The organism is Streptomyces sp. NPDC005004 (assembly GCF_053600675.1).
Window position 1 is genome coordinate 118235 of record NZ_JBSGAH010000008.1, and the last position, 24108, is coordinate 142342.

The 24108-nt window shown below is 71.7% G+C and carries 23 protein-coding genes and 1 tRNA gene; 13 read left to right on the forward strand and 11 right to left on the reverse strand.

Annotated elements, in window-relative coordinates; translation table 11 throughout:
• Nucleotides 1-215: 215 nt before the first annotated feature.
• The gene (locus ACWEEU_RS13515; protein WP_385745255.1) at nt 216-2027 is read left to right on the forward strand and encodes a hypothetical protein; all 1812 of its coding nucleotides are present in this window, start codon (nt 216-218) and stop codon (nt 2025-2027) included.
• Nucleotides 2028-2173: 146 nt separating this feature from the next.
• A complete protein-coding gene (locus ACWEEU_RS13520) occupies nt 2174-2617 on the forward strand; it encodes a hypothetical protein (RefSeq protein ID WP_451731750.1) in 444 nt (147 codons plus the stop codon).
• A gap of 98 nt (nt 2618-2715) precedes the next feature.
• Here the strand turns inward: ACWEEU_RS13520 and ACWEEU_RS13525 are convergent, their stop codons facing one another.
• Nucleotides 2716-3207, reverse strand: a complete 492-nt coding sequence (locus ACWEEU_RS13525; protein ID WP_451731753.1) for a type II toxin-antitoxin system PemK/MazF family toxin — start codon at nt 3205-3207, stop codon at nt 2716-2718.
• Between the two features lie 219 nt (nt 3208-3426).
• Here ACWEEU_RS13525 and ACWEEU_RS13530 point away from each other — a divergent pair, with 219 nt between their 5' ends.
• Nucleotides 3427-4179 carry an MBL fold metallo-hydrolase gene (locus ACWEEU_RS13530; RefSeq protein WP_451731756.1) on the forward strand — a complete coding sequence of 251 codons (753 nt, stop codon included), beginning with the start codon at nt 3427-3429 and terminating at the stop codon, nt 4177-4179.
• Nucleotides 4180-4270: 91 nt separating this feature from the next.
• On the opposite strand, the gene ACWEEU_RS13535 is transcribed toward ACWEEU_RS13530, so the two are convergent.
• Nucleotides 4271-5518: a PTS transporter subunit EIIC gene (locus ACWEEU_RS13535; RefSeq protein ID WP_385745263.1), complete on the reverse strand. Its 1248-nt coding sequence runs from the start codon at nt 5516-5518 to the stop codon at nt 4271-4273.
• A gap of 177 nt (nt 5519-5695) precedes the next feature.
• Between ACWEEU_RS13535 and ACWEEU_RS13540 the strand changes: the two genes are divergently transcribed.
• From ACWEEU_RS13540 to ACWEEU_RS13550, 3 genes are all read left to right on the forward strand, one after another.
• Complete coding sequence (locus ACWEEU_RS13540; RefSeq protein WP_018549655.1) at nt 5696-5929, forward strand: glucose PTS transporter subunit EIIB; 234 nt, start codon at nt 5696-5698, stop codon at nt 5927-5929.
• Nucleotides 5930-6037: 108 nt separating this feature from the next.
• Nucleotides 6038-6775: a ribonuclease PH gene (rph, locus tag ACWEEU_RS13545; protein ID WP_451731760.1), complete on the forward strand. Its 738-nt coding sequence runs from the start codon at nt 6038-6040 to the stop codon at nt 6773-6775.
• 128 nt (nt 6776-6903) lie between these two features.
• On the forward strand, nt 6904-7296 hold the full coding sequence (locus tag ACWEEU_RS13550) for a hypothetical protein (protein WP_451731763.1): 393 nt from the start codon (nt 6904-6906) through the stop codon (nt 7294-7296).
• A gap of 12 nt (nt 7297-7308) precedes the next feature.
• On the opposite strand, the gene ACWEEU_RS13555 is transcribed toward ACWEEU_RS13550, so the two are convergent.
• The 4 genes from ACWEEU_RS13555 to ACWEEU_RS13570 are packed head-to-tail and all read right to left on the reverse strand — an operon-like array spanning nt 7309 to nt 10675.
• Nucleotides 7309-8073 (reverse strand): DUF1707 SHOCT-like domain-containing protein, encoded by a 765-nt coding sequence (locus ACWEEU_RS13555; RefSeq protein WP_385745270.1) that lies wholly within the window; start codon nt 8071-8073, stop codon nt 7309-7311.
• A gap of 9 nt (nt 8074-8082) precedes the next feature.
• The gene (locus ACWEEU_RS13560; RefSeq protein WP_385745272.1) at nt 8083-9051 is read right to left on the reverse strand and encodes an ABC transporter ATP-binding protein; all 969 of its coding nucleotides are present in this window, start codon (nt 9049-9051) and stop codon (nt 8083-8085) included.
• Nucleotides 9052-9054: 3 nt separating this feature from the next.
• The gene (locus tag ACWEEU_RS13565; RefSeq protein WP_451732106.1) at nt 9055-9819 is read right to left on the reverse strand and encodes an ABC transporter permease; all 765 of its coding nucleotides are present in this window, start codon (nt 9817-9819) and stop codon (nt 9055-9057) included.
• Nucleotides 9820-9874: 55 nt separating this feature from the next.
• Nucleotides 9875-10675, reverse strand: coding sequence for an ABC transporter permease (locus ACWEEU_RS13570; protein ID WP_385745275.1), 801 nt, complete (start codon nt 10673-10675; stop codon nt 9875-9877).
• A gap of 1662 nt (nt 10676-12337) precedes the next feature.
• Here ACWEEU_RS13570 and ACWEEU_RS13575 point away from each other — a divergent pair.
• The gene (locus tag ACWEEU_RS13575) at nt 12338-14749 is read left to right on the forward strand and encodes a transglycosylase domain-containing protein (protein WP_451732109.1); all 2412 of its coding nucleotides are present in this window, start codon (nt 12338-12340) and stop codon (nt 14747-14749) included.
• A 101-nt stretch (nt 14750-14850) separates the two neighbouring features.
• Here the strand turns inward: ACWEEU_RS13575 and ACWEEU_RS13580 are convergent, their stop codons facing one another.
• Together ACWEEU_RS13580 and ACWEEU_RS13585 are read right to left on the reverse strand one after the other, a co-directional pair.
• A complete protein-coding gene (locus ACWEEU_RS13580; protein WP_135788791.1) occupies nt 14851-15153 on the reverse strand; it encodes a GroES family chaperonin in 303 nt (100 codons plus the stop codon).
• Between the two features lie 81 nt (nt 15154-15234).
• Nucleotides 15235-15567: a DUF3618 domain-containing protein gene (locus tag ACWEEU_RS13585; protein ID WP_366801909.1), complete on the reverse strand. Its 333-nt coding sequence runs from the start codon at nt 15565-15567 to the stop codon at nt 15235-15237.
• A 103-nt stretch (nt 15568-15670) separates the two neighbouring features.
• Between ACWEEU_RS13585 and bcp the strand changes: the two genes are divergently transcribed.
• The 4 genes from bcp to ACWEEU_RS13605 all read left to right on the forward strand — a co-directional run bounded on the left by bcp (nt 15671) and on the right by ACWEEU_RS13605 (nt 17706).
• Nucleotides 15671-16138: a thioredoxin-dependent thiol peroxidase gene (gene bcp, locus ACWEEU_RS13590; RefSeq protein ID WP_385741266.1), complete on the forward strand. Its 468-nt coding sequence runs from the start codon at nt 15671-15673 to the stop codon at nt 16136-16138.
• 159 nt (nt 16139-16297) lie between these two features.
• The gene (locus tag ACWEEU_RS13595; RefSeq protein WP_385741269.1) at nt 16298-16954 is read left to right on the forward strand and encodes an HNH endonuclease signature motif containing protein; all 657 of its coding nucleotides are present in this window, start codon (nt 16298-16300) and stop codon (nt 16952-16954) included.
• Nucleotides 16947-17609, forward strand: coding sequence for an HNH endonuclease (locus tag ACWEEU_RS13600; protein WP_451731770.1), 663 nt, complete (start codon nt 16947-16949; stop codon nt 17607-17609). The genes ACWEEU_RS13595 and ACWEEU_RS13600 overlap by 8 nt, the downstream gene beginning before the upstream one ends.
• Before the next feature lie 14 nt (nt 17610-17623).
• Nucleotides 17624-17706, forward strand: a tRNA-Leu gene (locus tag ACWEEU_RS13605).
• A 49-nt stretch (nt 17707-17755) separates the two neighbouring features.
• On the opposite strand, the gene rdgB is transcribed toward ACWEEU_RS13605, so the two are convergent.
• Nucleotides 17756-18358: an RdgB/HAM1 family non-canonical purine NTP pyrophosphatase gene (rdgB, locus tag ACWEEU_RS13610; RefSeq protein WP_451731773.1), complete on the reverse strand. Its 603-nt coding sequence runs from the start codon at nt 18356-18358 to the stop codon at nt 17756-17758.
• A gap of 110 nt (nt 18359-18468) precedes the next feature.
• Nucleotides 18469-19803, reverse strand: coding sequence for an SGNH/GDSL hydrolase family protein (locus ACWEEU_RS13615; protein ID WP_451732112.1), 1335 nt, complete (start codon nt 19801-19803; stop codon nt 18469-18471).
• 196 nt (nt 19804-19999) lie between these two features.
• Here ACWEEU_RS13615 and ACWEEU_RS13620 point away from each other — a divergent pair, with 196 nt between their 5' ends.
• Both ACWEEU_RS13620 and ACWEEU_RS13625 read left to right on the forward strand, forming a co-directional pair.
• On the forward strand, nt 20000-21415 hold the full coding sequence (locus ACWEEU_RS13620) for a DUF445 domain-containing protein (protein WP_451731776.1): 1416 nt from the start codon (nt 20000-20002) through the stop codon (nt 21413-21415).
• 252 nt (nt 21416-21667) lie between these two features.
• Nucleotides 21668-23152, forward strand: a complete 1485-nt coding sequence (locus ACWEEU_RS13625) for an MFS transporter (RefSeq protein ID WP_451731779.1) — start codon at nt 21668-21670, stop codon at nt 23150-23152.
• A 426-nt stretch (nt 23153-23578) separates the two neighbouring features.
• On the opposite strand, the gene ACWEEU_RS13630 is transcribed toward ACWEEU_RS13625, so the two are convergent.
• Nucleotides 23579-23881, reverse strand: coding sequence for a hypothetical protein (locus ACWEEU_RS13630; protein WP_385741283.1), 303 nt, complete (start codon nt 23879-23881; stop codon nt 23579-23581).
• Nucleotides 23882-24108 lie beyond the last annotated feature (227 nt).

The following is a 24108-nucleotide window of genomic DNA, read 5'->3' on the forward strand; positions in this document are numbered from 1 at the left end:
CGCTTTCTATGGCGGGGCAAAGAATTCCCTGCGGTACTGCCGGGCCTCGGCGCCCCGAGGCTACGTTCCTCCCGCGACCTGTCATGTCATGTTCACTGACATGCCGGACGTCTGCGAGTGTCATGCTCATGACCGCGCGCCCTGCCGCCGCTACGCGCGTCACGTGCCTGCCAATCCAGTGCGAGAACCCCACTTCCCCATGGAGGCAGTACCCCATGCGTGAGTCACGCACCGGCGGGCGGAGACGGAGTCTTCCCCGACTCCTCGCCGTCGCCCTCCCCGCCCTCGCCCTCTCCGTCGCCGGATTCACCGCGGCCCCCACGGCCTCGGCCGGCCCCGCCGCCCCGACCACGTCCCACGCCACCTCGCACACCGCCCAGAACCACAAGGCGCTGACCGACCCGGACCGGCAGACCTTCCACCCCACCGGCAAGGCCGGCCAGAAGGTCCCCACCACCCACCTGTGCGCCACCGCGAAGCCCGGCCACGCCTCCTGCTTCGCCCAGCGCCGCACCGACATCAAGCAGCGGCTCGCCTCCGCGGTCGCCGCCGCCACCCCCTCCGGCCTCTCCCCGGCCAACCTGCACAGCGCCTACAACCTGCCCTCCACCGGCGGTTCCGGCATGACGGTCGCCGTGGTCGACGCCTACAACGACCCCAACGCCGAGGCCGACCTGGGCACCTACCGTTCCACTTACGGCCTGTCCGCCTGCACCAAGGCCAACGGCTGCTTCAAGCAGGTCAGCCAGACCGGCTCCACCACCTCGCTGCCCACCAGCGACAAGGGCTGGGCGGGCGAGGAGGCGCTGGACCTCGACATGGTCAGCGCGGTCTGCCCCAACTGCAAGATCATCCTGGTCGAGGCCAACTCCGCCAACGACACCGACCTCGGCATCGCCGAGAACGAGGCCGTCTCGCTGGGCGCCAAGTTCGTCTCCAACAGCTGGGGCGGCTCCGAGGCGTCCTCCCAGACCACCGAGGACACCCAGTACTTCAAGCACCCGGGCGTCGCGATCACCGTCTCCGCCGGTGACTCCGCCTACGGCGCCGAGTACCCGGCGACCTCGCAGTACGTGACCGCCGTCGGCGGCACCGCGCTCACCACCGCGTCCAACTCCCGCGGCTGGAGCGAGTCCGTCTGGCACACCAGCTCCACCGAGGGCACCGGCTCCGGCTGCTCCGCCTACGACCCGAAGCCCACCTGGCAGACCGACACCGGCTGCGCCAAGCGCATGGAGGCCGACGTCTCCGCCGTCGCCGACCCGGCCACCGGCGTCGCCGTCTACGACACCTACGGCGGCTCCGGCTGGGCGGTCTACGGCGGCACCAGCGCCTCCGCCCCGATCATCGCCGGCGTCTACGCGCTGGCGGGCACCCCGGGCGCCACGGACTACCCGGCGCAGTACCCCTACAGCCACACCGCGAACCTCAACGACGTGACCAGCGGCAGCAACGGCTCCTGCTCCACCTCGTACTTCTGCACCGCGCGCGCCGGTTACGACGGCCCGACCGGCTGGGGCACCCCCAACGGCACGGCCGCCTTCACCTCCGGCGGCGGTGGCGGGGGCGGCGGCACCTGCACCTCGGCGCAGTTGCTCGGCAACCCCGGCTTCGAGTCCGGCAACACCACCTGGACCGCCAGCAGCGGGGTCATCAACACCGACAGCGGCGAGGCCGCGCACGCCGGTTCGTACAAGGCGTGGCTCGACGGCTACGGCTCCAGCCACACCGACACGCTCTCCCAGTCGGTGACGATCCCCGCCGGCTGCCGGGCCAGCTTCACCTTCTACCTGCACATCGACACCGCCGAGACGGGCAGCACCGCGTACGACAAGCTGACCGTGACCGCCGGTTCGACCACCCTGGCGACGTACTCCAACGTCAACGCCGCCTCCGGGTACGCGCAGAAGACCTTCGACCTGTCGTCCTTCGCGGGCCAGACGGTCACCGTGAAGTTCAGCGGCGTCGAGGACTCCTCCCAGCAGACCAGCTTCGTCGTGGACGACACCGCCGTCACCACGAGCTGAACCGCACCACCAGCACCTCCCGTCCCGCGCGCGGAAGCCGTCCGCGCGCGGGACGCGCGCGTTCGCGGGGGAGCCGATCGCGCCGGTGTTACGTCACACCACCAGCGGTGCCGAGTGGCACCGGCCACGACGGAGAGGCGGACCCCATGCGCCGTACGACGTCCCGCGCCCTCGCGGCGACGGCCCTGCTCCTGCTGCTCGCAGGCTGTGGCAGCCAGTCCACGCCCTCGGCCTCGACCAAGCCGTCCGCCGTCCCCTCGCGCTCGGGCGGCTGCGCGGACGAGGTGCGGCTGACCTCCGCCGCGGCGGGGAAGACGGTGTGCCTCAAGCGGGGCGGCGAGCTGCGGCTCACCCTCGACGGCACCAAGTCCCGCCCCTGGGAGCCGGTCCGCACGAGCGGCAACGCGCTGACCGCGATCAACGCCGGGATCGTCCTCCAGCCCGGCGACGCCACCGCCGCCTACCGCGCCGCCGCCACCGGCACGGTCCACCTGACCTCCAGCCGCCCCCTGTGCGCCCGGCCCACCAAGCCGGGCGGCGTCTCCTGCAAGGGCATCCAGGAGTTCCAGGTCACGGTCCGGATCGGCTAGCCACGGGGGGAGCGGGCACGGTCGCCGGACGCTCTCCGGGAGGGTTCCCGCAGGGGCGGGGGCAAGGCCGTGTGCCGACCCCCGGGGGAAGACGCTTCCTAGCGCGCCAGGTGGCGGACCTGGTCCCACAGGGCCGGGTCGACCACGCCCACCCGGCGCCGGAAGTCGCGCACGCGGACCTCGCGCAGTTCGTCGGTGCGTAGGAAGCTGGGGCGCCCCTGGGCGTCGCCCACGGAGCCGGGCGGCAGCGGGATGACCCCGGCGTGCTGGTCGTGGTACTTGCTGGTGATCTTCGCGACCGTGACCCGGTCGCCGCGCACGGACAGCACCAGACACGGCCGGTCCTTGGACTCCGGCCGGTCCTCGTAGGGCACGTCGGCCCACCAGATGTCACCCGGTCGCGGACGGTCCGTCAGAGTCCGTGCGCCGCCCCGGGACCGGGTCCCCGGCCGGGGACCCGGCGCGGGCCGGCCGGGCGGCCGCAGCCGCCGCCCGCGCGGGCGGTGACCGCGCCCCCAGCCGTCCACCAGCGTGGCGACCAGCGCGAGCAGCACCACCGCCGCGAGCGCGAGCCACCAGGACGTGTCCATGAGGACGACGTTACCGGCGCGCGCCGCCCCTCGCGCGCCCTTGGCGCATCCCAACGCGCCCCCGATCCAGCCGAACCGGTGACACCGCAGGTGAGTTCGCCCACAACGACGCCGGGCGGAGGAGCGACCCGTGCTTTCGCGCCTTACGCTCGACGAACCGCACGCCCCGCCCTTCCGTAATCCGCCCATCCGTCCCCCGCCAACGGAGGTTTCTGCTTCATGAAGCTCACCGTCGTCGGCTGCTCGGGGTCGTTCCCGTCCGCGGAATCGGCCTGTTCGAGCTACCTCGTCGAGGCCGACGGCTTCCGGCTGCTTCTCGACATGGGCAACGGCGCCCTCGGCGAGTTGCAGCGCCACATCGGTCTCTACGACCTCGACGCGATCTTCCTCAGCCACCTGCACGCCGACCACTGCATCGACATGTGCGCCTACTTCGTCGCGCGCTACTACCGGCACGAAGGCGGCCGCTGCGCCCCCATCCCGGTCTACGGCCCCGAGGGCACCGAGCACCGGCTGACCACGGCCTACGCCGACACCCCCTCGGCGTCCTCCATGAGCGAGGTCTTCGACTTCCACACGGTCAAGCCGTCCACCTTCGAGATCGGCCCGTTCACCGTGCACACCGAGCGGGTCCGGCACCCTGTCGAGGCGTACGCCATCCGCATCGAGCACGAGGGCAAGTCCCTGACGTACTCCGGCGACACCGGCGTGTGCGAGGCGCTGGACGAGCTGGCCCGGGACACCGACCTCTTCCTGTGCGAGGCCGCCTTCACCCACGGCAAGGAGAACATCCCCGACCTCCACCTCAACGGCCGCGAGGCCGGCGAGACGGCGACCCGCGCGGGCGCCGGTCTCCTGCTCCTCACCCACATCCCCCCGTGGACCGACCCCGGGATCAACCTGGCGGACGCCCGCGCGGCGTACGCGGGGCCGGTGGAACTGGCGACGCCGCGGACGACGTACGAGCTGTAGCCGCACGGCGCCCGCGAACGCCGTGCGGCATGACGAAGGCCCCGGGACCTCATCGGTCTCCGGGGCCTTCGGCCGTTCGCTGGGGGAGGGCTCACGCCTTGGTGAGGTCCTCCACCTCCTCCTCGGGCTCACGGCCCGGGGTCGGCAGGTCGAACTTGGTGATCGCGAAGCGGAAGAGCACGTAGTAGACCGCCGCGAACACCAGGCCGATCGGGATGATCAGCCACGGCTTGGTGGCCAGGTTCCAGTTCAGTACGTAGTCGATGGCACCGGCGGAGAAGGTGAAGCCCGCGTGTACGCCCAGGGCCCAGGTGATGGCCATCGACAGGGCGGTCAGCACCGCGTGGATCGCGTAGAGCACCGGCGCGATGAACATGAAGGAGAACTCGATGGGCTCCGTCACGCCGGTCACGAAGGAGGTGAGGGCGAGCGAGATCATCATGCCCATGACGGCCTTGCGGCGCTCGGGGCGGGCGGAGTGCGCGATGGCGATGGCGGCGGCCGGGAGGCCAAACATCATGATCGGGAAGAAGCCCGACATGAACTGTCCGGCGGTCGGGTCACCGGCGAAGAAGCGGTTCAGGTCGCCGTGGACGATGTCGCCGGCCGCGTTCTTGAAGTCACCGAGCTGGAACCAGGAGACGGCGTTCACGAACTGGTGCATGCCGACCGGGATCAGCGCACGGTTGACCAGACCGAACAGACCGGCACCGAAGGCGCCGAGGCCCGTCATCCACTCGCCGAAGCTGGAGATGCCCTTGCCGATCGGCTCCCAGATCAGACCGAAGACGACACCGACCAGCGTGCCGACGAAGGCCATGATGATCGGCACCAGACGGCGGCCGTTGAAGAAGCCGAGCCAGTCGACCAGCCGCTTGCGGTGGTAGCGCTGCCAGAGCACGGCGGCCAGCAGACCCATGATGACGCCGCCGAGAACGCCGGGGTTATTGTAGGTCGCGGCGATGTCCGCGCCCTTCTGGACCTTCGCCTCGGTGACCGGGAACGCCTTCAGGACGTTGCTGTACACCAGGAAACCGACCAGCGCGGCGAGCGCGGTGGAGCCGTCCGCCTTCTTGGCGAAGCCGATGGCGACGCCGACACAGAAGAGAAGGGGCAGGTTGTCGAAGATCGCGCCGCCTGCCGTGGCGAAGACCGCCGTGACCTTGGCGGGCAGATGCAGCTTGTCGTGAATGTCGTCCTGACCGAAGCGGAGCAGGATGCCAGCCGCCGGCAGTACGGCGATCGGGAGCTGAAGGCTCCGGCCGACCTTCTGCAGGCCCTGGAACAGGCCCGATCCCCGCTTCTTTGCGGGGGCCGCCTCTGCGGTGGCGGTGCTCATACGTCCTCCATCGGTGATGGTCTACACCACTCAGTGGTGTAGACCTGTTTGTAGCACGATGGCGTCGATATAAGGAACCCGTGAGAACCGGGGGGTTTGGCGGGGGTCGGGGCCGTGGTGTAGACCAGTCCGCGGACCGGCAGCGGTCCCGATGGGTTCGGATCAGGGAGAAGGAACATGGCCACCAAGGCTGAGAAGATCGTCGCCGGGCTCGGCGGCATCGAGAACATCGACGAGATCGAGGGCTGCATCACCCGCCTGCGGACCGAGGTCCACGACGCCTCCCTGGTCGACGACGCCGCCCTGAAGGCCGCGGGCGCCCACGGTGTCGTCAAGATGGGCAACGCCATCCAGGTCGTCATCGGCACCGACGCCGACCCGATCGCCGCGGAGATCGAAGACATGATGTGAGCCGACCGGCTCGCCGCGCAGGGGCTCCTTCCCTCCCGACCGGGAAGGAGCCCTTCGTCGCGCCCGCGGGGGAAAGGGACCCCGCCCGCGCCCGATAGGGTCGTCCCCATGTCTCGCATCGACGGCCGCACGCCCGAACAGCTCCGCCCTGTCACCATCGAACGCGGCTGGAGCAAGCACGCCGAGGGCTCCGTCCTCGTCTCCTTCGGCGACACCAAGGTCTTCTGCACCGCCACCGTCACCGAAGGCGTCCCCCGCTGGCGCAAGGGCAGCGGCGAGGGCTGGGTGACCGCCGAGTACTCCATGCTGCCCCGCTCCACCAACACCCGCGGCGACCGCGAGTCCGTGCGCGGCAAGATCGGCGGCCGCACCCACGAGATCTCCCGCCTCGTCGGCCGCTCCCTGCGCGCCGTCATCGACTACAAGGCGCTCGGCGAGAACACCATCGTCCTCGACTGCGACGTCCTCCAGGCCGACGGCGGCACCCGCACCGCCGCCATCACCGGCGCCTACGTCGCCCTCGCCGACGCCGTCGCGTGGGCGCAAGCCAAGAAGCTCGTCAAGCCCGGCCGCAAGCCGCTCACCGGCACCGTCAGCGCCGTCTCCGTCGGCATCGTCGGCGGCGTCCCGCTGCTCGACCTCTGCTACGAGGAGGACGTGCGCGCCGAGACCGACATGAACGTCGTCTGCACCGGCGACGGCCGCTTCGTCGAGGTCCAGGGCACCGCCGAGGCCGAGCCCTTCGCCCGCGACGAGCTGAACGCCCTGCTCGACCTCGCCGTCACCGGCTGCGACGAACTCGCCCTGCTCCAGCGGGCCGCGCTCGAGACCACCCTCGGCGCATAGGCAAAGCGGCGGTCAAGACAAGGGGGCGCCCCGGGCAACCCCCGCTCGTCCCACGGCGTCTGTGACGGTACGGGCGCGCGGCCGAAAGACCGCGCGCCCGGCCAGCTGCACCAGGGGAGGAGCACGACATGGCCGCCGGCCGCCGCCGTACCACCGCCATCGCCGCCGCACTGGCGGCCGCCGCGCTCACCGCCGGGCTCACCGGCTGCGGCGCCGTGGACAAGGCCCTGGACTGCGTGCGGACCGCCGACTCCGTCGCCGACAGCGTCACCGACCTCCAGCAGGCGGTGGAGAACGCGAGCGACGACCCGACCCGGGCCGACTCCTCCCTCGACGCCATCCAGAAGGACCTCGACCGGATCGGCGACAGGACCGACGACGCCGACGTCAACAAAGCCGTCGACCACCTGGACCACGCCGTGGCGGGCGTCCGCCGGGCCATCAAGGACGGCGACGCCACCCCGGACGTCACGCCGGTGACCGACGCGGCGGGCGAACTCACCAAGGTCTGCACGCCGTAAGGGCGTCGGGCCTCAACGGCCCCGGTGGCGCTCCCGCTGCTCCTCGCGGCGGGCGCAGCGCCGCTCGTGCCGTTCCTGACGGCGCAGGTGCCGCTCCTGGCGGCGCAACTCCTTCAGGCGCAGCCGCTCGGCCCGGGTCACCTTGCGCTCGACACCGACCCCGCCCCAGAAGGCGAACCCGCTGATGATCACCCGTGGCGCCCCGGGCTCGCCCGGCTCGTCCCACTCGGGGTGCTCGAAACCGCCCATCACGCCGATGCCGCGCACCACCACCTCGACACCCGGCGGCACGGTCACCTCCATACCGCCCATGACCGCGACGCACTTGATCTCGACCTCGCGGTCCGCGAAGTACGCCTCGCGCAGGTCGATCTCGCCGCCGCCCATGAACGCGAAGCAGGTGAACTTCTTCGGCATCGTCCAGCGCCCCTTGCGCTGGAAGCCCGACAGCACCGCTACCGCGCCCGTCGAGGAACCCTCGCCGCCGGTGATCCGCGAGGCCCAACTCCCCTCGGCGACAGGCTGCTTGACGAACGACACCGGCGACGGCGCCGCAACCCCCGCCACCGGAAGATCCCGGGTCAGCGGAGCCAGCTCGCCGTACGTACGCGCCGTGTACGCGCCCTCCAGCCGCTCCTCGAACTCCTGCATGTCCAGGCGCCCTTCGGCGAGCGCGTCGCGCAGCACCTCGGCGACGCGCTCACGGTCCGCGTCGGAGGCCCTGAGGTCCGGGACGGCATCGGGAGAACGAAGGTCCGGAACGGCGTCGTCGGTCATGACAGCAGACTACGAGACCGCCTTCTCCGCGTACATCTTGGCGATGACCGACTCGATGTCGGGTTCGCGCACCGAGAGGTCGACCAGTGGATAGGCCGCCGCCAGATGCGCCACCAGCGGCGCCGCCGACTGTCCCGCCGGGAACGCCAGCCACTGCCGGGGCCCCTCCACCCGCACCACCCGCGCCGAGGGCACCTCCACCGGCGGCAGTTCCCGCTCCAGGTCCACCACCAGCGTCCGCTCGCCCTCCGCGGCCTCGTGCAGCCCGGCCAGCGGACCGTCGTACATCAGCCTGCCGTGGTCGATCACCATCACCCGTGAGCACAACTGCTCGATGTCCTGGAGGTCGTGGGTGGTCAGCAGGACGGTCGTGCCCCGCTCGGAGTTCAACTCCTTGAGGAAACCCCGGACCTTGGCCTTGGACACCACGTCCAGACCGATCGTCGGCTCGTCCAGGTACAGGACCTCGGGATCGTGCAGCAGCGCCGCCGCGATGTCACCGCGCATCCGCTGGCCGAGCGACAACTGGCGCACCGGCACGTCCAACAGGTCCCGCAGCTCCAGCAGTTCGACGCAGCGCTCCAGGTTCTCCCGGTAACGGGCGTCCGGGACGCGGTACATGCGGTGCGCCAGCCGGTACGAGTCGATCAACGGCAGGTCCCACCACAGCGTCGTACGCTGCCCGAACACCACACCGATCCGGTGCGCGAGGCGGCTCCGCTCCCGCGAGGGGTCGATCCCGGCCACCCGCAGCCGGCCCGCGCTCGGCGTCAGGATGCCGGTCAGCATCTTGATCGTGGTCGACTTCCCCGCGCCGTTCGGACCGATGTACCCCACCATCTCGCCGCGCGCCACCGTGAACGACAGCGAGTCCACCGCCCGCACCTCGCGCCGCTCCCGCTTCAGGAACCCGGTCTTCCTGCGCACCCGGAAGACCTTCTCCACCTTCTCCAGCGCGATGAAATCAGCGTCCGCCATCCGCTAGCTCCCTGTGCTCCGATACGAACGAAGTCCCGCCCGCCACGCCAGCCCCGCCAGCGCGCAGCAGCCCACCGCCACCGGCAGCGGCGCGAACGCCACCCACTCCGGCAGACGCAGCGGATACGGCCGCCCCAGCACGTAACAGGCGGGCAGCCAGTTGACGAAGGCCAGCGGCAGCACGAACGTCACCCCGCGCACCAGCTCCCGCCCGAACACCGTCGGCGGGTACTGGAGCAGCGTCGTCCCGCCGTAGGTGAACGCGTTCTGCACCTCCGAGGCGTCCTGCGCCACGAACTGGAACGCCGCCCCCGCCACGAACACCGCGCAGAAGATCCCGAACCCGCTCACCACCGTCACCGGCAGCAGGAGCAGCTTCGGCGCCGTCCAGTCGACGTCCAGCCTGGACAGCGACCAGCCGAGGACCAGCGCGCCCTGGGTCACCCGGCCCAGCCGCCGCAGCGCGAACTTGTCCGCCGCCACCTGCGCGAGGACCGGCGCCGGGCGGACCAGGAGGGTGTCCAGCGTGCCGTCGCGCACCCGGCGGCCGAGGCGGTCCATCGAACCGATCGCCAGGTCGGCCAGGCCGAAGGACAGTCCCGACAGGCCGTACAGGAACGCCACCTCCGGCAGCGCCCAGCCGCCCAGCCGCTCCACCCGCGAGAACATCAGCATGATCGCCACGAAGTCGAAGGAGGTCGCCGCGAAGTTCCCGAACGCGGTCATCGCGAACGAGGCCCGGTACGCCATCGTCGAGCGCAGCCACATGCCCGCGACCAGCCGGTAGGCGCGGGCGCCCTCGCGCACCCGGCTCACGGTGTCCTCAGCCACCCTGAACCACCACCCGCCGCGTCGCCGCCGACTGCAGCAGCCTGCCCGCACCGAGCAGCGCCACCGCCCACGCGCCCTGGAACAGATACGTCTCCAGCGGGTCCGCCCGTCCCAGCAGCACGTCCGCCGGGCCCTGGAGCAGCGAGGACCACGGCAGCGCGCGCACGACCTCGCCGAGCGCGCCCGGGAACACGTTCAGCGGCAGCAGCATCCCCGAGCAGAACACCCCCGCCAACCAGGCCATTTGGGCCATTCCTACGCCGTCCATGAGCCAGAACGCGCTCAGCGCGACGAGGTAGCGGATGCCGAAGCCCACCAGCATGGCCAGGACGACGGCGACGAGGAAGGCCAGCCACGTGCCCGCGTCCGTGGGCAGATACGCCGGGAAACACAGGACGCCGACCACGAACGGCACGACCCCGCGCCCCAGCAACTGGAAGAACGCCCGCCCCAGATCCGAGGCCAGCCACCACAGTTGGAGATCCGCGGGCCGGTACAGGTCGATCGCCACATCACCCGTACGGATGCGTTCCATCAACTCCTCCTCGGCGCCCCCGCCGCCGATCGCGAGCGTCGACAGCAGCGCCTGGCCCAGCCACACGTAGGTCACGGCCTGCGCCTCGTCGTACCCCCCGAGGTGCGGACGGGCGTCCCACAGGGCGCGGTAGGTGGAGACGATGACGAGTCCGAAGACGGTGTTGGTGAACACCCCTGCCGCAGTGGCGGCCCGGTAGGTCGCGTACCGTCTGAATCCCCCTGCTGCGACGGCCGCGTACAACCGTCCCGCGCTCATGTCGGTCCACCTCCTGGACTCTTCGACACCGAAGCGCAGGAGCCTAGTCCGGAGGCCCGGCGGCCGGCCACGCATTTTCCGTGCCGGAAGCGTGCCTGAATCCGGGAACGGAATGCCAGGTACGAGAGTCTTCAAACTGGGGGCGCAGGTAGGCGTACGAGGCGTACGGAAACGTACGACGCGAAACAGGAGTCCGTGCACGAGATGAGCGACGAGCAGCCGCATCGGCCGACCGAGGGCGGGGCGCCCGGCGCACCGCAGCCGGCTGAGGGGCCCGAAACCCCGGGCCACCAGGCGAAGCCGGCCCCCCGGACCCCCGGGGACGCGGGCGATTCCCGCCGCGTCCCCGGGCGCCCGGGGGATGGGGCGGACCAGGGGGACCAGCCACGTGACGCGGGCCGCCCGGCCCGGACCGACGGCCCTGCGGGCCGCCCCGCCGGGGGTACCGGGGGCGCCGACCGCCCGGCTCCGGCGTCCGGCGCGGAGCGCCCGGGACAGGGCGGCCGACAGGGCCAGGGTTCCGGTACGGGTGGCCCGGGGCAGGGCAGCCAGAGCGGTCGGACCGGTGGTCCGGGCCGTCCGGCCCAGGGCGGTCGGGCCGACGGCACCGACCCCGCGTCCTCGCAGGGCTCCGGTGCGGGCCGTGCGGCGCAGGGTTCCGGCTCGGTCGGCACCGGCCGCGACGGCCAGGACGCCCGGGCCGCGGGCGCGGACCGCGCACGTTCCGGTGGACAGGCCCCACAGGGGCAGGGCGCCGGTGCCGACCGAGCGGGCCAGTCCGCAGGCGCGGGCCGCCAGGGCCAGGAGCCGTCGGCGGCTCGTACTGCCGACCGTCCGGGCCAGACCGGCCAGGCGCCCCAGGGCGCCGGTTCCGAGAGCTCGACGCAGGGCGGCCGGGCAGCCCGGCTCGGCGGCGCGAGCCGTCCGGGCCAGGGCGGTCAGGCGTCCCCGTCCGGCGGCGCGGGTCGCCCCGGGCAGAGCGGCCGGACCGGTGACGGGACCCGCTCCGCGCAGGACGGCCAGACCTCCCAGGGGGCTGGTGCCGAGCGCGCGACGCGGGACGGCCAGGCATCCCCCTTCGGTCGCTCATCCCGCCCGGGCCAGACCGGCCAGGGCAGCCGTCCCGGTCAGGGCGGCCAGGGCTCTCAGGGCTCCGGCGCCGAGCGTCCGGCTCAGGGCGACCAGGCAGCCCCGTTCGGCGGCCCGTCCCGCCCGGGCCGGACCGGCCAGTCCGGCGGCACCGGACGCCCCGGTCAGGGACCCGGTGCCGACCCCTCCGGTCGCCCCAACCCGGCCCCCCAGTCCGGCCGTTCGTCCTCGGGCGCCCCCGGCGCCAAGCAGGGCACCGCCCAGACCCCCTCCGTCCCCGGCCCCCGTTCCGGTGCCGAGGAGACGCCCGCCGCCGAGAGCACGCAGGTGCTCCGGCGGATCAAGGCACCCCAGGGCGCCAAGGACGGGAACAAGAGCGAGCCCCCGGCCACCGAGAGCACCCAGGTGCTGCGCCGGATCAAGGACCCCAAGGCCGAGCCGCCCGCCGACGAGCACACGCAGGTGCTCCGGCGCGTCAGCGCGCCCCGCCAGGGGGACAAGCAGACCACCACGCCCGCCGCCCCCACCGTCACCGGTACCGGAAGCACCGCCGCGGCCGCGGCCACCAGCGTGATCCCCCGCACCCCGGACACCGCCCCCGAGACCGCCACCGCGGCAAGCGGCAGCGGCAGCGGCGACGGCGGCAGCGGCGGCAAGGGCAAGAAGCCCAAGCGCACCGGCTGGCGCCGCTTCGTCCCCGGCTGGCGCCTGATCCTCGGCACCGTCGTCGTCGGCGCGCTGCTGCTCGTCGGGCTCTTCTTCCTCGGCTACTCGATGGTGAAGATCCCGCCCGCCAACGCCCTCGCCACGAAGCAGAGCAACGTCTACCTCTACGCCGACGGCTCCCAGCTCGCCCGCGACACCCGCGACAGCCAGGTCAACCGCGAGAACGTCAACCTCGCCGAGGTCTCCAAGAACGCCCAGCACGCCGTACTCGCCGCCGAGGACCGGGACTTCTACACCGAGCCCGCCGTCGACCCCAAGGCGATGCTCCGCGCGGGCTGGAACATGGCCACCGGCAAGGGCAAGCAGTCCGGCTCCACCATCACCCAGCAGTACGTGAAGAACTACTACCTGGCCCAGGAACAGACCCTGACCCGCAAGGCCAAGGAGTTCTTCATCTCGGTCAAGCTCGGCCGCGAGAAGTCCAAGGACGAGATCCTCCAGGGCTACCTCAACACCAGCTTCTTCGGCCGCGGCGCCTACGGCATCCAGGCCGCCGCCCAGGCGTACTACGGCAAGGACGCCGTCAAGCTCGACGCCGCCCACGCCGCCTACCTCGCCGCGCTCGTCAACGCGCCCAGCGAGTACGACGTCGTCGCCCACCCCGAGAACAAGCCCGCCGCCGTGGCCCGTTGGAACTACGTCCTGAACGGCATGGTCAAGAAGGGCTGGCTGTCACAGTCCGAGCGCGCCGGCCTGAAGTTCCCCATGCCGAAGGAACAGACCATCTCCACCGGCCTCTCCGGCCAGCGCGGTTACCTCGTCGAGGCGGTCAAGGACTACCTCACCGACAACCACATCCTCACCAAGGAGCAGATGACACGCGGTGGTTACCGCATCACGACCACCATCCAGAAGGACAAGCAGGACGACTTCGTCAAGGCCGTCAACGACCAGCTCATGTCCAAGCTGAACAAGAACAACAAGGCCGACACCTACGTCCGCGCGGGCGGCGCGTCCATCGACCCCAAGACCGGCCGCGTCGTCGCGATCTACGGCGGCATCGACTACCTGAAGCAGTACACCAACGGTGCCACCCGCGGTGACTTCCAGGTCGGCTCCACCTTCAAGCCGTTCGTGTTCACCTCGGCGGTCCAGAACGGCTCCACCACCCAGGACGGCAAGCCGATCAGCCCCAACACCTACTACGACGGCACCAACAAGCGCCCCGTACAGGGCTGGAGCGGCGGCGCCTACGCCCCGGAGAACGAGGACCAGAAGTCGTACGGCCAGATCACCGTCCGCAAGGCCACCGACCTGTCGGTGAACTCGGTGTACGCGCAGATGGCCGCCGACGTCACCGGCGCCAAGGTCAAGAAGACCGCGGTCGACCTCGGCATCCCCGCCGACACCCCGGACATGTACCCCTCGCCGTCCATCGCGCTCGGCACCGCCAACGCCAGCGTCCTGGAGATGGCCCAGGCGTACGCCACCCTCGCCAACCACGGCCGGCACGGCACGTACACCCTCATCGACAAGGTCACCAAGGGCGGCGTCCCGGTGACCCTCCCCGGCGGGCAGTCCAAGCAGGTCGTCAGCCGAGAGGCCGCCGACACCACCACCTCCGTGCTCCAGAGCGTCGTCGAGACCGGTACCGCCATGGCCGCGAAGGCCGCCGGCCGTCCGGCCGCGGGCAAGACCGGCACCGCCGAACGCGACACCGCCGCCTGGTTCGCCGGATACACGCCCGACCTGGCCACCGTCGTCGCGGTCATGGGCCAGGACCCGGTCACGGCACAGCACCAGCCGCTGTACGGCGCCCTCGGCCAGCCCCGCATGAACGGCGGCGGCCCGCCCACCGCGATCTGGGCGCAGTACACGAAGGACGCCCTCAGCGGAAAGCCCGCCGCCAACTTCGACCTGGACCTCCAGCAGGGCGCCGAGGTCGAAGCCCCCGCCACCCTGGCTCCCACCGAGCCCGGCACCGACGCGGGCCAGGACGGCGGCACCGCCACCGGCACGCCCAGCCAGGGCGCCACGCCGACCGACGGCGGCCAGACCGGCGGCGCGGCCACCGGCACGCCCACCGACGGCGGCGCGACCGGCGGCACCCCGACCGACGGCGGTGCCGCCAACGGCGGCGCCCCCACCACCGGCGGGGCGGCGACCGGCGGAGACGCCACGGGAGGCGCGGCCACCGGCGGCACCCCCGGCGGCGCGACCGGCGGGGACGCCACGGGCGGCGGCGGCGCGGCCGACGGCGGCACGGGCGGCCTCCCGGCCGGGCTCGGCGGCCCGGCGCTGAACGGGCGCCGCGACTGACACCCGAACGCCCACACGGCTGCACGGCCGCATGGCTGTACGGCTGCACCGAGAAGGGGCTGGTGACCAGGTCACCAGCCCCTTCTCCGTATCCGCGGGTCCTACAGGTACAGCCCCGTGGAGTCCTCCGACCCCTCGAACCGGTCGGCGGCCACCGCGTGCAGATCGCGCTCGCGCATGAGCACGTACGCGACGCCCCGCACCTCGACCTCGGCCAGGTCCTCCGGGTCGAACAGCACCCGGTCGCCGGGCTCCACCGTCCGCACGTTCTGCCCGACCGCGACCACCGCGGCCCAGGCCAGCCTGCGCCCGACCGCCGCCGTGGCGGGGATCAGGATGCCGCCCCCCGACCGCCGCTCGCCCTCACCGGTCTCCTGCCGCACGAGAACCCGGTCGTGCAGCATCCGGATGGGCAGCTTGTCGTGGTGGGGTGTGCTCTGCTCGTCTCTGTTGGCGCTCACGCCCCTGAACCTACCCGCCGCGGCTCAGCGCCTGCGCCGCCGGGTCGCGCCGACGACGATCAGACCCACCGCGCCCGCCACGATCAGCGCGGCCGGCACGATCCGCTCCATGCGGGGGGCGCCGTCGTCGTCGACGAACTGGTCCCGTACCTCGGTCATCACCCGGTTGGCCGTGACGAACGCCTGGCCGAAGACATGGTCGAGGTTGGCGACGGCCTTCGCCTTGGCATCGCCGACGATCGTCTTGGGGTGCACGCGCACCCCGATCTCGTCGAGCGTCTCGGCCAGCACTTCACGACGGCGCTTGATGTCCGCCTCGATCTGCGCCGGTGTTCTGGTGTCCGACGTCTCCGCCACCGTACGGCCTCCGAAGTCTGCTGATGCTTTGTGGTGAACAGTCTGTCAGTTCCTGGCCGCTCCGCACGGCGAGGCCCCCGGTCCGGCCGATTAGGCTGGCGGGATGAGCGAGCGACTCCAGCCCGGGGACCCGGCCCCGGCCTTCACCCTCCCCGACGCCGACGGCAACGAGGTGTCCCTGGCGGACCACAAGGGCCGCAAGGTCATCGTCTACTTCTACCCCGCGGCGCTTACCCCCGGCTGCACCAAGCAGGCCTGCGACTTCACCGACAACCTGGAGTTGCTGGCCGGTGCCGGCTACGACGTCATCGGCATCTCCCCCGACAAGCCGGAGAAGCTGGCCAAGTTCCGCGACACGGAGTCCCTGGAGGTCACCCTCCTGGCCGACCCCGACAAGCAGGTCCTGGAGGCGTACGGCGCCTACGGCGAGAAGAAGCTCTACGGCAAGACCGTCGTCGGCGTCATCCGTTCCACCGTGATCGTCGACGAACACGGCAAGGTCGAGCGCGCCCTCTACAACGTCAAGGCCACGGGCCACGTCGCTAAGATCATCAAGGACCTGGGCATCTGACCGCCCCCTGCCCCACGGCCCGCCCCGGAACCCCCCGGCGCGGGCCGCACTTTTCTCCGCCCCCCTGCTTTCCGCTTCCGTTTTCCGTGCGTGACCGTCCGATAACCGGTTCGTTAGTCCAAGCGGGCGACGAACGTGCGGCCGGGACGGAGGGGCTTGATGCCGGTCAGTGTGTACACGCGTGAGCGGCTGGAGGAGGCGGCTCGGGGTGCGCGGAACCTGTCGGAGGCGCTGGAGAGGCTGGGGGTGGATCCGGGGAGTTCGACCCGGTGGTACGTGCTGGCACGGATGAAGAAGCTGGGGATCGACGTCTCCCACTTCGAGCGTGAGGGCGTGAAGTGGACGAGAGAGATCCTCGAGCAGGCGGTCGGGGCCTCGACGAACATGTGCGACGTGCTGCGGCACCTCGGCCTGGAGGTCGTCGGCGGCCATCACACGCACATCAGTCGCCGGATCAAGGCGTACGGCATCGACACCTCGCACTTCAGGCTGCCAGCACGGCGAGGGACGCCCCGGCGCGCCCGGACCCCGGAGGTGTTGCTCGTCCGGCAGCCCGGGGGCAGCGCCCGGCGCATCCCGGGCGACCGTCTCAAGTGGGCGATGGTCGCCATGGGAGTACGGGAGCGATGCGCGCTCTGTGGCACGGAAGCCGTCTGGGAGGGCCTCCCTCTGCCGCTGGAGGTCGATCACGTCGACGGCGACTGGCGGGACAACCGTATCGAGAACCTCCGGTTCCTCTGTCCCAATTGCCACTCGACGACTGACAGTTACCGGGGCCGGGGCAAGGGGCGGACCAAGGGGGAGCCGGATGAGTAACGGTGTGCGGTACACGCGGGAACTGCTCACGCGGGCGGCCGGGCAGTGCTCCAGCCTCCGTGAAGTTGCCGCCGTCTTCGGCACCCCCGCGTATGACAACCTCGATTGCTACCTGTTGAGGCGCTTCGCCCACTTCGGGATCGACATCTCGCACTTCGAGCCCATCGGCCGACCGCCCCGGCCCACCCCTCAGGAGCTGCGTACGGCGGTTGCCGAGTCGATCTCCGTCGCAGAGGCGCTTCGTCGGCTCGGCCGCCCGGATAACGGCAGTCAGCGTGCGCTGCTGCGTCAATGGGCAGCCGAGGATCACCTCACCACGTCACACTTCCTGGGCCAGGCGCATCAGCGAGGGAAGCGGGGCACCACCCCGGTCAGACGTGCCGAAGACATCCTGGTGCGTCACGACGGCAAGCGCCGGACGAGGACGCACCTGCTACGTCGTGCGCTTCGCGAGACGGGAGTACCCGAGGTGTGCGCCGAGTGCGGAGTTGGTTCCCAGTGGCTCGGTATGCCCATGACGCTGGAGGTCGATCACATCAACGGAGACTGGAGCGACGACCGGCGCGAGAACCTGCGGTTGCTCTGTCCCAACTGCCACGCCACCACCAGCACATGGTGCCGAGGGGGAGGCCGAAAGCCGTGGACAGCCCGGTAGCATGGGCGAGACACGCGGCCGTTGCTGAATGGTATAAGCAGAGGTTTTAGGTGCCTCGGGGCATTTGCCCATGTGGGTTCGACTCCCATCGGCCGCACGCCTTGGAATCGAAGGGCCGCCTTGGACAAGGCGGCCCTTCGCCACGTTCAGCCCAGCAGCTCCCGTACCACCGGAACCAGCGCCCGGAACGCCTTCCCTCGATGGCTGATCGCGTTCTTCTCGGCCGCCGACAGCTCCGCGCAGGTGCGCGTCTCGCCCTCCGGCTGAAGGATCGGGTCGTAGCCGAAGCCGTTCGTGCCGGCCGGGGCGTGGCGCAGGGTGCCGCGGAGCTGTCCCTCCACCACGCGCTCGGTGCCGTCCGGCAGGGCGAGGGCGGCGGCGCAGGCGAAGTGGGCGGCGCGGTGTTCGTCCGCGATGTCGGAGAGCTGGGCGAGGAGCAGGTCCAGGTTGGCCTGGTCGTCGCCGTGGCGGCCGGCCCAGCGGGCGGAGAAGATGCCGGGCGCGCCGTTCAGCACGTCCACGCAGAGACCGGAGTCGTCGGCGACGGCGGGCAGACCGGTGGCCTGGGCGAGCGCGTGTGCCTTGAGCAGCGCGTTCTCGGCGAAGGTGACGCCGGTCTCCTTGACGTCCGGCACCTCCGGAAAGGCGTCGGCGCCGATCAGCTCATGGGGCAGTCCGGCCTCGGCGAGGATCGCCCTCAGCTCGGTGATCTTTCCGGCGTTACGGGTGGCGAGGATCAAGCGGGTCATGGGGCCAGTATTCACGCCCCCGGCGCCGGCTCCGCCCGGCCCCCTCCGGCGCGGGTGCCTCCAGGGCCCGCGCTCGGAGCCGCCCTCAAACCCTCGCACCGCCCGGTGGGCTAAAGCTCCGCCTGCCCCGCCCCGCGCAGCGTCCGCAGGTCGAAGACCGCGGCCATCTTGTGGAAGCCCAGGTCGCTGGGGTGGAGGTGGTCGCCGGAGTCGTATTCGGGGCGCAGGTGGTGGGGGGCGTAGGGGTCGCGGAGGGCGGCGTCGAAGTCGACGACCGCGTCGAAGACCTTGCCGGCGCGGATCTGGGCGTTGACCTGCTGGCGGACGACCTCGCGGGAGGGCGTCCAGCCGAGGTGGCCCTGGAAGGGCATCAGGGTGGCGCCGACGACCTTCAGCCCGCGGGCGTGTGCCTGGCGGACCAGGGCGCGCAGGCCGTCGGCGATCTTGTTCGGGTCGGCCAGGCGCGGGTTGCGCAGGATGTCGTTGATGCCGAGGTCGATGATCACGACCTTGGTGTTGGGGTGCCCGAGTGCGTCCCGTCCGAAGCGGCCGATGCCGCTGGGGTTGTCGGCGGGGCGCCCGAGGCCGTCCGCGAGGACCTGGTTGCCGCTGATGCCCTCGTTGACGACGGTGTAGCGGGGAAGGTCGTCCCCGCTCTCCACGGCTGCGCGCAGCCGCTGGGAGAGCACGTCGGGCCAGCGCCGGTTGGCGCCGATCGTGGAGGTCAGCCCGTCGGTGATGGAGTCGCCGAACACGACGGCGGTGCCGTCCGCCTCGTGGCTGATGACGTCCAGCGCGGTCAGGTACCGCCAGAAGGGCGTCTGCGCGGTGTACGGCGTCCCGGTGGCGTCCTCGGTGCGGTCGCCCGTCGCGATGTACGAGAGCTGCCGTGCGCGCGGGTGGTAGGTGACCGGTCCCGAGGGGGTGGGGGAGTACGTGGTGACCAGCACGTCCGTGTCGTGCGGGATGTTCACCCGTACCGCGTCGCTGGTGATCTGCTCGCCCGCGGGGACGACGACGCTCGCGGCGCCGTTGAAGCTGAGCCGCCGCATCGTTTCCGCACGGGCGGCGGCGGTGTTCTGGCCCGCGGAGACGGCGAGCGAGGCGTGTGTGATGGTCAGCGGGGTCTGGCCGTAGAGGTTGGACAGCGTGATGCGGGCGCTCGTACCGCCCGTGCCCACGTGCACGACGTTGCGCACCGAACGCCCCGCCATGCCGAGGGTCTCGGTGCCGGGCTCGGCGCCCGCGGGCGCGGCGGACCAGGCTCCGACCCAGGTCCCCGTGGAGGCGGGGGCGACGGTGGAGCCATGGTGGGGTCCGCTGTCGGCGACCGTGCCGCGCGTGGTGTCCTCACCGCGTGTCGTCGTGACGTAGATGACGGCGGACAGGATCACGACGAGTGCGGCGAGCGCACTGAGCAGGGCATAACCGTGGCGCTTGGTCACGCTGGTGCTGATCTCCTCGGGGCCTGGAGCCTGGGGCTCCGCTTCCAAAGATCCCATGATGGGCCATGGGACCGACGGGGTTGACAGGACCCTGCCCGTGCCACCCCTCTGACAGACGTGAGGAACCCGTGTTCCGTTCCTGAAGTCCCCAGGAAGGGACAATGTGTGTGCGGGATCACCGGACGGGTGGAGCGAGATGGAACACGCGGAACAGGACAGGCCGGACGGCACGGCGGGCCCCCGGGCCGGTATGGACGGTACGGCTGGTGCATCCGGTGCATCCGGTGCATCCGGTGCGCTCGGTGCGGTCGGGCAGCGGCAACCGGGCGGCGCGGCGTCGTACCGCACCATGACCGCCTTCACCCCCGCCGACGAGGAACGGCGGCGCGGGGTACGGCGCATGAAGCTCACCGCGACCGGGATGCTGCTGTTCGTCGCGGTGGTCTACGTCCTGGCCACCTGGGCCGAGCACGCGGGAGCGGGTTCCTGGTCGGGGTACGTCGCCGCGGCGGCCGAGGCGGGCATGGTGGGCGCGCTCGCGGACTGGTTCGCGGTGACCGCGCTGTTCCGGCACCCGCTGGGCCTGCCGATCCCGCACACCGCGATCATCCCGACCAAGAAGGACCAGCTCGGGGTGTCGCTCGGGGAGTTCGTGGGGGAGAACTTCCTCTCCCAGGACGTCGTACGGCAACGCCTGCGCGCGGTCGGCATCGGCAGCCGGCTCGGCGCGTGGCTCGCGGAGCCGGAGAACGCCGACCGGGTCACCGCCGAGCTGGCCACCGCGCTGCGCGGTGCCCTGACCGTGCTGCGCGACTCGGACGTGCAGGCGGTGGTGGGCGAGGCGATCACCCGACGGGCCGATTCGCGTGAGATCGCCCCGGCGGTGGGCAAGCTGCTCGACCGGATCGTCGAGGACGGCGGTCACCGGCGTGTCGTGGACCTGGTGATCTCCCGCGCCCACGACTGGCTGGTGCGGCACCGGGACGACGTCATGGTCGCGGTGGAGGGCGGCGCGCCGGGCTGGACCCCGCGTTTCGTGGACCGCAAGGTCGGCGAGCGGATCTACAAGGAGCTGCTGCGCTTCGTCACCGAGATGCGCGAGATGCCGACGCACCCGGCGCGCGGCGCGCTGGACCGTTTCCTCACCGACTTCGCCTCCGACCTCCAGTCCGACACCGAGACCCGGGCGCGGGTGGAGCGGCTCAAGAGCGAGGTGCTGGGCCGCGGCGAGGTGCAGGACCTGATCGCGTCCGCGTGGACGGCCGTACGATCCATGATCGTCGCGGCGGCGGAGGACGAGCGCAGCGAGCTGCGGCTGCGGGTGCGGGCGGGGCTGATCTCGCTGGGGACGCGGATGGCGACCGAGCCGAAGATGCAGGAGAAGGTGGACCGTTGGGTGGAGGGCGCGGCCGTCCACGTCGTCACCAGCTACCGCGACGAGATCACCTCCCTGATCACCGACACCGTGGCGGGCTGGGACGCGGAGCACACGACACGGAAGATCGAGGCACACATCGGGCGCGATCTGCAGTTCATCCGGATCAACGGCACGGTCGTGGGGTCGCTGGCGGGGCTGGTGATCTACGCGGTGTCGCGGGGGTTGGGAGCGTAGGGGCTGCGCCGCTTCAGCGGGGGTGCGCGGCGGGGCGTTGGCTCGGTGCCGGTGCCGGTGCCGGTGCCGGTGCCGGGGCGGGGTCGGGGTCGGGGGCGGAGAGCGGGCCCGGAGTGTAGGCGTCGGCCCGGGCTCGTAGCCGTCGGCGGGGTTGCCGCTTGGCCGGGGCGACGCTGAACCGGTGATCGCCGGGTCTGTTTCCTCCGAGCCGGGGAACCCGGATCTGCACCTTCGACGAGGAGGCAGTAGCCCATGAGCCGAGCCGAGACACCGGCGTCCCACCGCACCGCGCCCACGATCACCACCGACATCCCCGCGAGGCTGGACCGGCTTCCCTGGTCCCGCTGGCACTGGACCATCGTGATCGGGCTGGGAACCGTATGGATCCTGGACGGTCTTGAGGTCACGGTCGTCGGCAACATCGCGAGCCGGCTGTCGGAGCCGGGCAGCGGGCTGGCGATCTCGTCCGGGCAGGTCACGGGCGTGGCGGCGGCGCTGTACGTCGCGGGCGCGTGTGTCGGTGCGCTGTTCTGGGCGCGGCTGACGGACCGGTTCGGTCGCCGCAAGCTGTTCATGATCACGCTGGCGGTGTATCTCGCGGCGACGGCGCTGACCTCGCTGTCGACCGAGGCGTGGTGGTTCTTCCTGTTCCGCTTCCTGACGGGCTTCGGCATCGGCGGGGAGTACGCGGCGATCAACTCCGCGATCGACGAGCTGATCCCCTCCGATCACCGTGGCCGGGTCGACCTGATCATCAACGGCAGCTTCTGGCTCGGCGCGGTGGGCGGTTCGCTGCTGTCGATCCTGGCGCTGGACACGGCGTTCCTGCCGGAGAACCTGGGCTGGCGGCTGACGTTCGCGCTGGGCGCGGTGCTGGCGCTGGTGATCCTGCTCGTACGCCGTCACGTCCCGGAGAGCCCGCGCTGGCTGCTGATCCACGGCAGGGAGCGGGAGGCGGAGGAGATCGTCTCGGGGATCGAGCGGAAGATCGAGGCGGACAGCGGTGAGCGGCTCCCGCAGCCGTCGGGACGGCTGGAGATCCACCAGCGCGGCACGGTCACCTTCCGCGAGATCGCCCACACCCTCTTCGCCCGCTACCGCAGGCGCGCGATCCTCGGCTTCTCCCTCTTCATCGGCCAGGCGTTCCTCTACAACGCGATCACCTTCGGCTTCGGCGCGATCCTCACGAAGTTCTTCGACGTCCCCTCCGGCCACACCGGCTACTACTTCGCCGTCATCGCCGTCGGCAACTTCTTCGGCCCCCTGCTGCTGGGCAAGCTCTTCGACACGGTCGGCCGCCGGATCATGATCTCCTCGACGTACCTGCTGTCGGGGCTGCTCCTCTTCGGCACGGCCTGGCTCTTCGACCGCGGCGTACTCAACGCGGCGACCATGACGGCCTGCTGGTGCGTGGTCCTCTTCTTCGCCTCCGCGGGCGCCTCCAGCGCCTACCTCACCGTCTCCGAGATCTTCCCCATGGAGACCCGCGCGATGTCGATCGCCTTCTTCTACGCCCTGGGCACGGCGGCAGGCGGCATCAGCGGACCCCTTCTCTTCGCGGACCTGACGGGGACGGGCCGCGTCGGCGACACGGTGCTCGCCTTCCAGATCGGCGCGGCGCTGATGTGCGTGGCGGGACTCGTGGCGGCGGTCCTCGCCGTGAACGCGGAGCGGCGGGGGCTGGAGGACGTGGCGGCGCCGCTGACCGCGGTGGGCGGAGGCGGGGAGGAGAAGTGAGCCGGGCAGGGCGCCCGGGCGGGACCGTGGAGGCGGGGGCCCGCGGGCTCGCGCCGGTGAGCGGTGACCCCGCTGCGCCAGGCGGTGAGGCCGGACGACCGTGCGCCCACCTCTGCGGAGGGGGCGTAGACCGGCTCAGGAGGCGGAGTATGACGGCGTCGGCGACGGCGACGGACGGGACTGGCGGCGCCTGGAAGGGGCGTCCGGGCGCCCTTTCTCGGGCGAGGGGAACTTCACCTCGCCGGTCCGCGACGACCCCCCGGACGCGCGGGCGACGACACCCGCGGCGCCGAGGGCGGACGGTCAGGCGCCCGCCTCACGGACGGGAACCCGACCCCGTCGTTCCGCGACGGCTGCCCAGCACAGGAGGGCGCCGACGACGCCGAGTACGGACGGTCAGGCGCCCCCCTCCACGGACGCTGGAACCTAACCCCGTCGGTCCGCGACGACCCAGGACGCGAGGGCCACGGCACCCGCGACACCGAAGACCGACGGCCAGGCGCCCACCTTCTTGGCCAGGGGATGCGAACCGGCGAAGGCGGCGACGTACGCGGCGGTGAGCCCACCGGCAACCGCGTTACCGGCCTGCGCCTGCCACTGCCGGGCGGCAGCCGTACCAGCGGCGGCCAGGACGACTCCACCCAGCGGACGCTTCTTGGTCCAGCGGGCCACGCCGTAACCCCCGACAAGCCCGGCAGCAGCGATCGCCGCGCTCGGAACCCTGGCCATGAACGCCTCCTGATTGTTCCCGTATGTCGTGTCTCGGCCGAGGCTAACGCGCGCCGGGGGTCGGGCTTCGACCGGGTCGGACGCGCGCCGGCGAGCGGCCTCCGGGCGGGTGGCAGCGGCGCGCACCCGCGCCCACGGACCGCCCCCTACCCGGCCGCCGGCCGGACATTGGCTGAAACCGCACCCCATACGGCTGGAAGGACGGGGTATCCGGAGTTTCGCCACCC